This is a genomic window from Comamonas sediminis, from assembly GCF_041107495.1.
Lineage (GTDB): Bacteria > Pseudomonadota > Gammaproteobacteria > Burkholderiales > Burkholderiaceae_C > Comamonas > Comamonas sediminis.
This window is the reverse complement of the sequence record NZ_JBGBDC010000004.1, coordinates 128,465-144,003: the sequence shown is the minus strand read 5'-3', so window position 1 is coordinate 144,003 and position 15,539 is coordinate 128,465. Positions and strand designations below refer to the sequence as shown.

The window sequence follows — 15,539 nt, the reverse complement described above, 5'->3', positions numbered from 1 at the left end:
TCACCTCGTACGATACAAAATATAAGGCATAGTCTCATTCGGATAACGCCAAGCATGCGTCACAATCGCATTCAAGGTAGGTGTATATTGAGTAATTTCCATCTTCAAACCAACACCATTCCGAGGCACCAAATCGGGACCAACAGACATTTTATGATAAATTTCACCCCCGGGTATTAAATTCTTATTTAGCATATCTTTAATACCCGCATCTACGAAACTACCACGGGCCGCAGATTCACGATAACCTGCAATCCATGGTTGATCCGGATATTTAAGTCGAGCGCCTTCAATGAATTCTTTTTGCGATTGTGATAGCCGCCCAAAACTATATCCATCACGAACCTCCTGCGCTGCATTGCGGAAGTTAGTGACCAACGGATCTAGCTCACTAATCTTGGCCAGTTCATTTCTGTAGAAACTGGTGCTGTTACCCAGCTTAATTTGAGAGAACGCATAGTCGCCGTTGCGCACAATGGCGACACCTTCGTTGGTCATGCGTACAAGCTGAGTGCTGTCGCCCAGAGCTGGCATGATGAGCTTGCGTAAACTGGTCAGTGGTGAGGCTTGTGCATCAGAACTATACAGCACGGCCGCCGCGCTAACACCAAGTTTCAATCCACCACCCAACGCTAATTGAGCAAAGTCAGTTAAACCCTCGGCCATTGGACCAATAGGCGTGCTGTAACTGAGTCTTGGCAGGCTTAACCCAGGCATACCCGTCGCAGCCTGATAGGCTATTTCAGCAGAGAGCTTGGCGTCTTGGCTGCGAGCATAAACCACCGACGGATCACTTAAAGCCAAATAGCCAGCCGCTTTGTAGAGCAAGTCGCCAGTGTTGATGAACAGTGAATTGAATGCTCCTTTAGCGCCGTCAAGCATCGATTGCCACCCACTGGGAGCACCTACTTGACTGGATAGGCGAAGGCCATCGGTGCTCAACGAGTAGTCAGCATCAACCTCATAGGCAAGCTTTGACTTGTACGTGAACGGATTATCACCAAGCTTTAGGCCTGAGCCAGAAAGCGCACTGCCTAGGTTGAGCTTGAGTGCAGCGTCGTCAAGGCTCCAATCATCACCAAAACCTTGGGTTTTCAGGTTATATGCCAGGATTTCGGCATTAGTCGCCGTGTCCGAAATTTCCGGACCTAGGCGAGCCAGTGCCTGTTGGGTCATTCGGTCATAGTACGGGTCGTCACTTGCAATGTCCGAGCCATTGCGGTAGTTCAAATCCGACCAAGGTCCATACCCTTGAACCGCAGCAGCCTGCGCATTCTCCGTCCGCCGGAAGCTTTCCTGCGTCGGACTCTGCTGCCCTATCGCATCCGCCAGACTGCTGCCCAGCGCATTGCCAAACGCATCTGTCGCCACCTGTTGAATAGCCACCTTACCACCACGCGCCAATGCCGCTGCTGTACCTGCAGCTAAACCGCTGACGCTACCCTGAGCCAGCTTAGTTAGTGAAGGATCGAGGCCAACAAAAACATCGGCATCCTTCAGTAACCCACCAACCGCTTTACCCACACCAGCTCCAACAGCTGATGCAGCCACTCCCTTCCAATCAAAACTATTTTGCAGGCCCATTACTACAGCTGCGCCTTGTGTGAGCGCATTGGCTGCAGCGGCCTGCACTGCGGCGCCCATAGTGGCATTGTTTCCAGCCACAAGTTTCCCTAGGCCTATTTGCTCCATACCTGCTGTCGCTGCACCGCCCAAAGCTGATAGTGCCACCCCCTTCCAACTAAAGCCCTCTTGCGCACCAATAGCATTGCCGACGAGCTGACTGGCAATGGAGCCTGCGGCGCCACCTATCGCGAAAGCACCTGCCCCGGCACCGGCAAGACCGCCTGCTGAAAACGCTGCTGAGCCTGCCGTCATAGCGGTAGAGAAGGTGGAACCGGACAGAAGAGCCGAGGCTGCCCCTGCCGTGTAGATGCTGACCACCACGGCAACAACAACCATGATGATCTTGCCAATCCCCCCACACCCACCATCAGCGGCAGCAGGTATAGGCATATTGGGCTGCTGACTGCCGATCGCCTTGGCCGGATCCCAGGGCTCAAACGTATCGGCGCGGTTGGCGTTCAGCGTTGTCGATGGAATGCGCAGCGTCTGGCCCGCTTGCAGCTTGGCGTCGCCCGTCACGGTCAAGCTGTTGGCGTCGGCAATCAGATACCACAGGCGGCTGTCGCCCAGGCGGGTTTGCGCGATGGACTGCAGCGTGTCGCCCTCTTGGGCGGTGTGCAGGCTCACGCCTTGCTGGCCCACTCCCCGGTTGACGCCGGGTGCCGTCAGGTTCACATCCACCGTGTTGGCGTAGGTGACTGGCGTGCTGTTGCTGCCTGGCTGGGAGCCAGTGCCGCCCGTGGCGTTGAGGCCTTCCATGCTCACATCGAGTTTGGGTGCATCGCCGTAGCGCGCAATGACCTGGCCTTGCACGACAATCTGGCGCTGGATATGGCCAGCGCCCAAGGCGCCGCCCACCCAGCCGCCTTGCCAGCCACTGTTGGGGTTGGCCAAGCGCGATGCTGCCACTGTGCCTTGCATCGGGCCGGACTGGGTCTGCACGATTTGCTGCTGGCCGCCGCCTTGGTTGATGTAGACGGCATTGCCTGCGCTGTCGTTGACAAAGGCCCGGTAGTAGGCACTGTCTTGCTTGGTGCTGCCGCCGGTGGTGGCCTGGCTGATCTCACTCACAAAGCCATTGGCGTCGCGGTTGGTGGTCAGCGTGACGCGCGCGCCGCCTTGCTTGGTGGTGGCGCTCGCCTGCACGTAGTTGCCCATGACGTGCTGGTTGTCGTATCGGGTGGACTGGACGGTGCCGTTGGAGTTTTGCGTATACCCCAGCAGATTGCCGGCCGCGTCGTAGCCCAGACCAATCTCGCCATTGGCGTCATGGTAGGCCACAGAGGCTGTGGATTTACGTGATCCGCTAGAGGCGTCACGCGTCACAATCAGGCTGTCCTGGGTTTGGCCCAGCACGTCGTAGCGGTTGTAGCGCCACTCACGGGTGCTGCCCCCTTGGCCCGTAATCTGCGACTCGCTCGCTGCCAGGCGCCCCGCTCCGTCGTAGTAGAAGTTTTGCGTGAGTGCCCCACTTTGAGCGGATCGAACAACGCGCTTTACATCATCGTAGGTGTAGATGATTTCAGCGCTGCCTGTTGTGCGCTCCGAGGTGCGATTGCCTGCCAAGTCGTAGGTGTAATCTCGCACAACCCCGTTTTCCGTTGCCCGCGTTTGGCGGTTCATGGCGTCGTACAGGTAGTTCGTCGTGCTGTCGTTGGCATACTCCGTCCCATTGACGGTATTACGAACACGGGTCTGCACTCGGCGGCGGTTACCGGCTGTGTCGTAATCAATGCGCACATCTGCATGCCCGTTCAAGACAGCGCGCAATTGGTTTTGCGCGTCGTAGACCATGCGCACGTCTTGGTAGACGACATCGGCCAGGAGGCCATTTTCTTGCAGGGTCTTTTGCGTGATTTTTTCACGCACGCGGTTACCCGCCAGGTCATAGCTGAAGGTGGAGACCTGGCCAATGGCCGCATCCTCTATGCCGATGAGCTGCCCCGCTCCATCGTACCGGTACGCAAGATTTTGCTTGTTCGATCCTTGGCCGATGGTGCGAGCCAGCTGTCCGGCCAGATTGTATTGGTAGGTGGTGGAGATGTTCTGGTCGGTGTTGCTCAGAAGGTGGCCAAAGCGGTCCCAGTTCCAGGTCTGCACGGTGCCATTGGCGTCCATCTGCCAGGTCTTTTGGCCAAGGGCGTCAAAGCGGTATTCGATGACGTGGGCCATGGCAGGCGGGTTGACCGGGTAAGGGCCTTTGGTGTCATACACCGTTTCCTGCGCGCTACGGATGAGATTGCCTGCGGCGTCGTAGCGGTACCGGGTGGCTTCACTGTTGCCATTCACCACGCGAATGCGCCGGCCCGCCTCGTCGTACTCCACCCGCTCCAGAGTGGTTTGGTTACCTCTTATCACCGTGACATTGTTTTCGGCATCACTCGCAATGGCGCTAGGATTGCTGGCATCAGCACCAGCGGTATTGCTTACAGCCGTCGCAGTAATCGCCTGTTCCAAGTCTGTCTGCACCAGACGCGAGAGCCTGTCGTAGCGGTAGTTGGTGGTGACCACCCGGCTGGCATCAAAGCGCTCAGCGCTTTGCACTTTCTCGCCAAACACGCTGTAGCGGTAATCGATCCGCCCGCCATCAGCATGCAGCTCACTGGTGAGGTGGCCAGCGGCATCGTGCAAGGTGATGTTCCAATTGCCAACGCCATCGCGCACTGCCAGTTGGCGGCCCAGCTCGTCGTAGCGCACCAGCGTGGTGGAGGCGCCTTCGGTATTTTCTTGCGGGCGCACTTGCTCAATGAGCTGGTCCGCTGCGTTGTATTTGTAGGTGGTTCTCCAGGTTTGGCCGGTCACCGCATTGCGGGGGTCATCCACTGCGATGACGTTGCCCCAACGGTCATACTGCATGGCCACTGCGGCGCGTGCGCTAGGGGCAACACCGCTAGTGAGCTTGATCGTGGTGGGCGCCTGGTACTGCAAGGTGGTGTCCACAATGCCAGCACTTTGCATACCTGAGGCCGGGACATCGATGCGTACTATGGATCGCGTCGGACTGGCGCCCATACCCGCCAACGTCGGGTTCTCGATGATGATTTCAAAGATATAGCTGGTCCCAGGCTTCAAGGTATGCAGGGCAATGCCTTGGTTGACACCTTGAGGGAACTGCACCAAGTGGCCATCCACAAAGCCGCTCTTGAAGACGTACAGCGGCACTGCAAACTCTGGCACTGCAGGTGTCGCAATGACGGTGGTGCGCATACCGGCCGGCGCTTGCCAGCCCAGTACCGGGTAGCTGCCGTAATTGATGTTGGCACGGGTAGTTGTGACGTTGACCACAGGTGTGTTGGCCACACTCTTCATGCCCTCAGCAGGCACGGTGATGCGCTGAGTGCTGCGCGCTATATAGGCAGACCGCTGGGCGGTAGCGGGGTACTCGATGGTGATCTCAAACGTATAAGTAGCACCGGGCTGCAGGGTGTGCAGGGCGATGCCTTGGCCGACACCCGAAGGGTACTGTACGACGTGGCCTTCCGGAGACGTGCCGTTTTTAAAGACGTAGATGGGCGATGAGAACTCAGGCACTGCAGGAGAGGCAGTGACCGTGGTGCGGGCTCCAGCCTCAGGCGCAGGCCAGGCCAAGGTTGGGAAGTTTCCGCCGTTCAGATTGGCCGGGGTGACACGGATGCCCGCGATGGTGGCCGTGGCCAGGTTGGTGGTGTTGAGGTTAACGCTGTTGGACATCTCCGCAGCGTTTGCCGACGTCATGTAGTCGCCGATGGTCGCCGCGCCGCTGATGTGCTTGGGGTTGTAGACCTCGTACAAAGGTACCGTTCCCTCTTGCGGGATCGTGCTGATATAGCCGTCAAACTGAAAGCTGTTTTGGTACCAGGTGCCGCGCGTGTAGCTGTAGCTTGCAGGCGGCTGGCTATTGAGCGCTGTGTAGCTGCCAATCCGCGAGGTGCTGGCACTCAAGCGGTAGGTCGCACCATCGCCGCTATAGCTATATTGGTACAAACGTGCATTATTGGCATTGGAGCTGGTTTGCACGTAGCCAACAATGCCCTCTCTCACCACCGTGACCACCCCTCCGTTAGCCTGCTGGCTAGCGATGGAGTTTTCAAAGAAGGCAATGACGTTCGGGTCTGCCGTGGTGATATGGTTGTTGCCCGATTGGGGCAAGAGGTAGCGGCGCAAAGCCACACGGCCGGCCGCCGGTGTCGTCCATACGTATCCGACGATGCCGGTGTTGGTAACACCATTGTTGTTGATCGTCACCGGAGGGGTGACGTTGACTGGATTGACTGTCGCTTGCGGCGAAGTCACGCTCGCGGCGCCCACCTCGCTTGGAACGGTCAGCCGGCCTTGGGCATGCTGCACGCTGCCATTGGTGCCAATGGCTGCAATCACCTCGTATTCATAGGTGCCTGCTGGCATAGTCAGCGCAATGCCCTGTCTGCCGGCCCCCATACCTGTGGTACGACCATCGCCCTCAGTAAATACACCGTTGCCCACGGTGCGAACGATCCAATCGGTGGTGTTTACGAGTCGATAGCGGAAAGTGACGTTAGAGCCTGGAGCGGGCACAGGCCAGCTGACGACACGCCAAGGATTGTTGTCGATGGAAGCAATGCCCATCGCCACCCCTTGCAGCTTAGGGATGGGATCGGAAGCCCCACTCGTGGCTTTGATGGAGAAGACGCCGGAGCCTACATCTTGTGAGATGCTGCTTGTTGGTCCTGGTTTTTCCTGGCGCACGCGGTATTCGTAGGTGCCAGCCGCGAGATTGAGCTTGGAAATATCAAACTGGTGCGCAGTACCGAAGGTGCTTTGTGCGGATGTTGGCACGCGGCTCCAGGCCGCACCGCTGTTTGCAGGCCGCCACTCCAGCACCGTATCGCTCACGATGTCGAGCGGGTAGGCCACTTCGATCTTGAGCCCATTCTCCCGGGCGTACAGCGTAACGGGTCGAGCCCTGGCGGCGTTATCTGGCGTGGTGACACCAACGAGCAAATTGCGGTCGGAGGGTGACACCGTGTAGAGAGCATCCGGCGCATTGGCATCAGGGGCTGTGCCAGTGGTCGTATTGCGCTGCAAGACATGCAGCTTGGTCATGCCCGTTGGCTGCGCGTTGGCACTGTTGCCTACATAGCCTTCAACGCCGTGGTCTTCCCAGCCTGCGGCCAGCTTGTTGGCACGGTCTTGCGCATTGCTGGTGTAGTAGCAACGGTTCGTTCCCACGTTGAAGAGCCGGTACAGCGGTACCAGGCCCGTTGCAGGTGCCGCACTGATATAAAACGCCACCCCTTCATCCAGCCAGCCTTGGTTGAACAGGCTGTCGCGCTCCGGAGCCCGGGCAGTGAAGAAATGGGTATCCAGCAGCGTCTTGTTAAGGCGGTAGACCGGAATACGCCCTGGTCCAGGCTCACTCCACACAAATCCGGGGCTGGCCACCTCGCTCCAGTTGAGCGTAGTCGTCTGCTTGGCTGCGGCTCCCACATCGTAGACCGTGGTCCAGTTGCCGAACAGGTCGAGCTTTTCAACTTTGATGGCCTCAACGGCCTCAATGCCATAAACATTCCTATCCGACTGCCACTTGAATGCATAGCCATCGGTGGCCTGTTCGGCATTCACAATGATGGACTTTACCAGGCCCGATTTAGGACTTAATGGGTTAGGGTCGGTGTCATTGCCGGTGGTGTTTGGCGGCTCATAAGCTTGAGAGCGATAGGTCAGCGAGATGCGCACATCACCACTACCCAGGTTCTTCAACGAGCGCCAGACCAGGTCTACCTGATTTATGCGTACGGGAGCACCCGGCTGTAAAGGAACCGGCTGCGTAAGCACCTCGACTTGGCTGATCGTCGCCAGAATCGTTCCCTCTCTCGTGGAGATGAAGCTGGCTTCACCCGTTGCACGCTCGGGAGCCAAAGTTTGGGTCAGGTGCCCCAGGGCGTCGTAGCGCATGTCGGTGCGCCGGAACTCGCCCGGTTGGAGCGTCTGCAAAGTAATCGCGGTCTGCGCATTGGCAATGCCGGCGAGGCTTGTTGCGCCATTGCCCACCAGTTGCACGGTCTGGTTGCCTTGCTGATCATAGGCCATGATCTTGTAGACGCCGTCACCAGCGGTGCTGCGCCACACGCGGCCTGCATTGTCGTACTCGCTGATCTCATTGCCACCAGCCAGTGCCACACCTCCGGATTTGACGCTGCGCACGGTAGCTTCGCCAAAGGCGTTGTACTCGGTAGCGCTATCGACCAAGGTGAGATTGCGCGTGCTCAGGTCGTTTTGCTTGAGGGTGTAGACGTTGCTGCGGTGCCCCAACTTGTCATAGGCATAGGCCGTCAGCAGCGTTTGTGTGGTCTGCGTCCGATCATCATTGTTGATGGTGACCTTTTGCCATTGCTTGGCAACGCGGCCCATCGCGTCATATGAGTAGTTATGAACCACGCCCAGTGCGTCAATGGTGCGAGAGACTCGGCCTAGCGCGTCATACACATTGCTGGTGGTGTGATCGTCAGCGCTGGCAGTGGCCGATTGGACCAGCTTGGTACCTGCTGCAATCAAATCGCCATTGGCTCTTTGCACCGTGGATGTGACGTTGCCCAATGCATCACGCACGTACTCGGTCACCGCTGCACGGGTTGCTGCCCCGTTGTTGGCGCCACCGGCACCCGCGCCCGTGTTGGTGCCAGGCGCCACCGTAGCAATCACGCGGCCTAAAGCGTCGTAATAGCTCAAGGTGGTGCCACCAGTGGCATCGATGGTGGCCGTCAGGTTGCCCAGCGCGTCGTACTGGTAGCTGGTGGTGAGATCCTTGGTCTGGTCCGTCAGCGCCGTAGCGGTGGTCGTAGCGCCGTTGTAGACCGAATAGCTCACTGCACGGCGAATCTGCGCAGTCGTTCGCCCCAGTTGGTCGTACTGGTAATCAAAAATTCGATCGCCCAGGCCGGCATTTGCCGCTGTGCCTACAGGCACCTGGCGGCTGTATTCAACGCGGCGCGTGAGGCTGCCCGTTGCGTCGTAGGCCATGGTGGTGAGGTAACCCAGCGCATCCGTCGTGGCAACGCGCTGGCCCAGACGGTCATAGGCGTGAGACGTGGTAGCCCACTGGCCATTGCGCAGACTGTCCAGAGTGGCAATCAGATTGCCAAACGCATCGTATTGGTTGAGCGTGGTCTTGCGCGCCAAGCCTTCCTCGCCGCTTTGCCCGTCGTAGTTATAGACGAGCGGCTGCTGCACCTTGGTTGCGCGGCCGTTGCGGTCATAGCTCGTAAGAATGTCGCGGTCTGCGGTGTGGTTCTTGCTGGCCAGCGCCTGGGTGATGGTGGCATGCGCCAGGTTGCCCCCAGCAGCCACGCTCAAAGTGGGACGCTCGGCATAACGGGTGAGCGTCAGCACTTCGCCCCACTGGTTGCGTGCGTAGCCGGTGACGTAGCCTTCTGCGTCGACCTCATAGCGCACCCGGCCCATGTTGTCGTAGGATTTGTAGCTCCAGTTGCCAGCAGTATCGCGGCCCGCAATGGCATTGCCCAGCGCGTCATAGCGGGTTTCGCTGAACAGCGAGACGGTGGTCTCGGCCCGGGGGTTGTAGCCCGTTGCATCGTTGCCCGTGAGATTGCCCACGGCCTCGTTATAAACGCCCACTGCCGCGAAGATCGTTTTGACCTGCCGGCCCGCCGCGTCGTATTCATACCGCGTTGTGCGTGCCTCGGCCCTATTGGACGCTTCGGTGCGCGCAGTAAGGCGACCCCAAGCGTCGTAGGTCATGCGGTTGATGACCATGTCGGGCTGCGTCTCTGCCGACATGCGGCCCGCTTTGTCGTATTCGTAGGTCCAGGTGCTGCCCGCCTTATTGGTAAAGCTGATGCGGTTGCCCAGCCCATCGTAGCCGTAAGCTTCACGACCTTGGAGCGCATCGGTGGTAATGATGAGGCGCCCTGCCCGGTCGTACTGGTAGCTGGTTTCGCGATCGCGCCCCACTGAGGTCACCGGCTCATTCGCACCGGCTGCCATCGCCTGCGCATAGACAACTGTTTTGACGCGCTGCCCCAGACCGTCGTAGGTGGTGCGCGTAGCGTAGCCTTCGGCATCGATGCTCAGCGTCAAGCGCCCTGCTGCATCGAAGCGCTGAACATCTACCCGGTCGCGCCCGCTTTGTGCCCACACTTGGCTGCGCACGGCATCTGGAGTAACCGGCACAGCCCAGTTGTCAGCGTAAACATTGGCGGCATACCGGGTGGTGGTGATGCTGCGCGCAGCATACGCAGTCTCTGTCACGCCACCTTCAGCATCGATGACAAAGACCTGGCGGTTGGCTGCGTCGTAGCTTCTAAGGGTGCTGCGGTTGTCTGCGTTGTTCTCGGTACTGGCCAAGGCTGCCAGCAGACTGCTGCTGGTATAGGCCCCTTGTGTGGACGAGCTGCTAGGCGGAGTAACGGTAACGGCGTACTGCACCTGGCGCACCACGTTGCCATTGCCGTCATAGGCCATTCGCGTGACGGACCCCGCCGCGTCGACGGTGTAGACCAGGCGGCCTGCGTTGTCATAGGCACGATCCTGCACCATGTCGCGGGTAGAGGCGGACGGTGTCGTCGCCGTGCCTGTTAGCGCCTGCGCATAGCGGATGACACGCACAACGTTGCCATTGCGGTCATAGACGTTGGAAGTGACAGCGCCCGTGCCGTCAATGCTGTTGAGCAAACGGTTGGCGGTGTCGTAGGTATAACGCTGAACAATGTTTTGCGGGTCCGTTTGCTGCGCAGCCAACGCAGTGGCAAAGTTGCTCTCGCTCCAACCCACTGCCGCATTGATGGGCTGCGCATAGCTGGTTTTCTTGAGCAGGTTGCCGTTGCGGTCGTACTCAAACCGCGTCGCAGCACCATTGCCGTCAGTGCTGTATGACATCCGGCCCATCAGGTCATAGGCAAAGATGCTTTGCTGGTCGCGGGCATTGTCTGGAGCTGGCGTTGGGCCGGATTCAGAGCTCCACTGCGCAGCCGTGCTGGTGTTGACGCGGTTGGCATAATTGCGCTGGGCGATGACATTACCGGCTCCGTCACGCACATACGTCGTGCTCTCACCCAAGGCATTGATTGTTTGGGTCAGCCAGCCGTCGTCGCTGTAGATTCGGTATTCGGTTGCATCACCGCTGCCAGGCACCAAGCGTTGGCGCACCCGTCCATCCACGCCACTAGCGGCCGGACCAACCGATGCCAAGTCGCCCAGACCGACGGTGCTGATGGACTGCTTGTACTGCGTGACGCGAGCAATACGGCCTGCTGCGTCGTAGACCGTTTCTTGCACTTCCCCCGCACCATTGACCACGAAGGTGCCTCGGCCCTGCGCGTCGTAGCCATACCAGGTCACGTTGCCATTGGCATCGGTGACCGACTTGACGCGGTCATTTTTGTCGTAGGTGTAGCTGCGCGTGAGGTTGAGTCCATCAGGATCAATTTGCTCACGGGTGCGACGGCCTGCACCGTCGTAGCTATAGGTGGTAACCGTTCCGCCCGGGCTGGTGATGCTGACGGTATGGCCCTGGGCATCGTAGGCATAGGTGGTGACCAGATTCAGGCCTGTTGGATCCACAGCACGCGCCACCAGCTGGCCCTTGGCGTCATAACGCATTTGCGTCACAACCCCATTGGGGTCCGTCACCGTCAGTTGACGGCCAATGCCGTCATAGGTGTAGGTGGTGACCATGTCCTTGCCAACGGTGCCACCCAGCTGCGGGCCGCTCAGCCCCTTCAACGTTCGGCTGATGATGCGGTTGGCCGCATCGTAGGTGATTTCAGTATTTGCACCATTGGCATCCACCGTGCGCACCAAGCGTCCAGACTTGTCGTAGGTGTTGGTGATGTTGGTGATGGCCTGCGCACCATCTTGCTGCGTGGTGACGCTGAGCAAGTTGCCATTGGCGTCATAGGCATAGGCCGTGCGTACACCACGCGCATCCGTGACCAGGAGCTTTTGCCCATGGCGGTTCGACACGGTGCTGAGCGTGTAGCCATCAGGCGTGGTGATATTGACGGTACGCGCGGCGGTGTCGTAGCTGTAGCTGGTGACGTGACCCAGTGCATCCGTCTGCGTGAGCACACGGTCAAATGCGTCATAGCTGGTGCGCTGCACGGCTTGCAACGCATCGGTCGTTGTGATGGTTCGCCCCAGGCGGTCGTACGTCTGGCTGCGCACCTTGCCTTCCGCATCGGTGCTGCTGATCTGGCGCCCAAAGGCATCGTACTCAGCTGTTGTCTTGAGTGCGAGGCCCGATGCATCACGCGTGGTGCTGATTGCGAGCCCACGACGGTCGTAGCTGGTGGAAGTCGTAGTGACGGCACCAGAGCTTGCCGTCTCCGACGTGCCAATCAGCTCGCGGAAAGCGTTGTAGAAGTAGTTGCGCTTGAAGCCTAAAGCATCCAGCGTTTGCGCGAGGGTGCCGGTACTGTTGTAGGCGTATGTGGTGACTTGGTCTTTGGCAGTGTCAACTAAGGCTGTTACAAGAGAAATAATCTTAGTGTTGTAGCTGTGGGTGCCTTTAACGGGCGCCAACTCTGCGAGCGAGGTCGCACTAATACGCCCTGCATACTGGACAGTGCCGATAAGTTGGCCCTGCCCGTTATAGCGTTGCTCAGTTACTTCACCTAATGCATTGACCGTGTGGGTTAGCCTATCAGCATTATCGTAGAAGTACAGCGTCCGGTTTCCACTTGCATCCACGCTACTTGTGCGTCGACTGGAGCTGTCATAGGTATAAACTGTTCCATAACGCGCCCAGATATCTTCAATCTGCGCAGGAGTGGCAGCATTTATTTGCGCAAGAAGGCTACCGCCTTCTGAACTGAGTTCACCTGCCAAACGACCAAGAGGATCATAGCGCTTTGTGGTAAAGCGCGATTCCGCAGTCCCTGATGCTCGCTCCGTTTTGACCAGATTCCCCATTGAATCGTAGCTGTATTTGGCAACAGAGCCATCGGCTGCAGTTTCTTGCGATAGTCGGTTAAGTGCATCCCATTGGCGAGTGATTTTCTGATCTTGCACAGAGGCAGAAGGACGAATTGCTGCCAACGTAGCTGCACTTATATCTGTGCCAGCTCCAATGCTATTTGAGTAGCGAATGGTCTGCGCCAGATTGCCATTAGCGTCGTAGCTGTTTTCGGTCAAATAACCTTCGGCATCAACTGATGCAACAACTTGTCCACGTGCGTTGTATAGGAGACTACTTGCAGCATCACTGCTACCTGATAAAGGACGAATGGTTGCCAAACTGAAGCTTTGTCGTGCAGCTGCTATTTGCGCTTCAAAGTTCCCCTGCGAAAAGCCAACTACACGATTTGAATAGCGCGTTACACCAATCAGCTGCCCGGCCGCATTATAGCGCGACTCCTGCATGTAACCATCTGAATCAATGACTGCCAATACCAAGCCATCTCGATCATAAATGGTTTGCGTAATTCGGTCTTGATCACTTGCAACTGGAGTTGCTTCAGCGATTGAAGTATTTATTGAGAGGTCAGCAGTATTAATAGCAGTTGCAAACTTGCGCACCGAAATAACACGCGATTGGCTATCGTAATCTGTTTTTGTGACATAACCTTGGCCATCAACCTCAATCACAGGACGATGAGCATCGTCATATATACGCCAGCTGACGCTATCATTGGCACTGGCGAGATCTTGAATTTTAGCAGCCGTTGGATCTAAACCAGATTGAGCAAGTCGATTCGCATAGGCGACAGTTTTAACCAACAAGCCATTGGCATTGTAAATATACTGAGTTACAGAACCATCCGGCAATATATCAGCGATCTTTTGATCAGCATCGTCATAGATCCAACGGCGTTCAACACGACCCCCTACACCAGTAGTATCATAAGCACTCGTCAGCAGCCCATGTATATTATACTGGTATGCAGTATTGCTATTTGACTGCAAATCCGAACTGTATACATTAGTATATTTTAAGTAACCTGCGCTATAACGCAAAACTGTGCGCGTGCCGTTAACATAAGTCACCTCAGTTGTATAATCCTTATCCCCCCATGGATATGCCACCACTGATGAAAGGGAAGTGGTTTTATTTACAGAGAGGCCATCAGAACTAGGACGAGTAGTCGCAATAAGACGTCCTACACCATCGTAAACATATTGCGTGACACTATTCGTGTCAGGTTCGATGGTTTGGAGCAACTCACCTGCCTGGCTATAGATATATTTCGTCACGTGTGACCCAACACCATTACCAACGGCATTCACCGCATCATAATCAGTGACGGTGCTGCGCTGTCCTCGAAAGTCATACGTGATGTCCGTTCGCTGAGTACGCGTGAGGTCTTGCATCAAAGACCAAGACTGCATTTGTGCCTGACTTGGCACTTCATTGCTTCCCAGGCCGCCAAGAGAGTATTTCCCACTGGAATAAGACACCGTTGTTGTAAGCTGCCCTCGAGCATCATACCGATACTCAATCACACGGCCTTCCGCACTTATCAGAAAACGCAACTTACTCCGAGCATCAGCCTCGTAGACATACCGAACAGTGCCTACACTAACGCCACCTACCCCATAGTAAGTCTCAGATAAAATTTGATTTTTATCACTATACGTGCGCTCCACGCCATTACCTAATGCATCGGTATTTTTTATTTGATTTCCACGACCATCATAAAGCATGGAAGTACCATGCCCATTAGCATCCATCACAGAAATTAAATTCCCCTGAGGATCATATTTATAGTTTTGTACAGTTAAACCCTCAGGCCTGTCGGATCGAACTCCTGATCGTACTTGTGTCAATTGCCCTGCAGCATCATAACTGTATACATCCGACACGCCCAACAAGTCACTTACTGTGGTACGCAGTGCTGTACTATCGTAGTTATACAGCTTAGTTGTGTTACCATCAAAAATACTCGCAACACAATATTTATTACCCACCATGCGGTACTGAATATCTATACGAGATCCATCATTTTCATTAATTACAGATGAAATTCGTTGACTCGACAACTCATAAGCGTATGTGGTGCGATAGGTTTTACCATCCGAAATTGAGTTATTTTCAGGCGAAATGTCGACAGTCACTGCCGTTAGACGGTTGAGCGTATCGTATTCATAGTACGTCCGCGTTATAAGTGCACCCGTATTACTTTGCACGCGCACCTTTGCCAAAAGCAGACCGCTGTATTCATAATTCGTAACCTCACCGGATGCTGTAGTCACACTCGTAAGCTGTAATTGACTGTTATACGCAAAAGTCAATTTATTTCCCGATGTATCACTGCTGCTACGTAACAAGCCTATTAGGTCATAGCGCTCCGTAGCTTGGGTCTCGCCATCGGTCCAAATCCAGTCTCCACCGCTTTTCTGCACCGAGTCGTAGGCTCCTGCGCCATCAGTATTTACATAGCGGCTTGAAGCTGCATCCCAGGTGTAACGTGTCTGCGCTCCATCTTCGTCAGTGCGCACTAAGGTAGTGGTTTCGGGGGTAGCGCCTGGTAGGACCTGCAAACCTTTGCGCTGCATGCCAAAAGACCACGCATCGTTCATCAATCCTTGGCTGTTGTAGGTGCGGACAAATTCGGCGCCTTGTCCCAGCCCGGCCACATACTCATCACGGCGCTGCAAAACCAAGTTTCCGTTGGAAAGGTTGACATAAGCACCCTCCCCCCCGCGCCCCAGCGCTGCATTGCCCAGTGTGCCGTCACGGCCCAAAGTGGTGTAAGAGGTTGATCCCAGACCCAAGCTGTTTCCACTGACATTGGCTACCATGTGTGCACCTGCAATTGCGTTGATCTTTTGAAGTTCGGCGTTGAGCACAACACAAAGCTGTATACGGCTCTGGCATGACTCTCAGCGGTTTGACCAATACATCCGCGTGTTTGCAGTTTTGTTGAGGATATGGACCCACACCCTCCACCGCCATCCAATTCACCTAAAAATTTCAATACGAATCAACACCTTTATCG

At 56.4% G+C, this 15,539-nt stretch carries 1 protein-coding gene; it reads right to left on the bottom strand.

Annotated elements, in window-relative coordinates; all coding sequences use genetic code 11:
- Complete coding sequence (locus AB7A72_RS10770) at positions 1-15,390, bottom strand: hypothetical protein (protein ID WP_369459927.1); 15,390 nt, start codon at positions 15,388-15,390, stop codon at positions 1-3.
- Positions 15,391-15,539 lie beyond the last annotated feature (149 nt).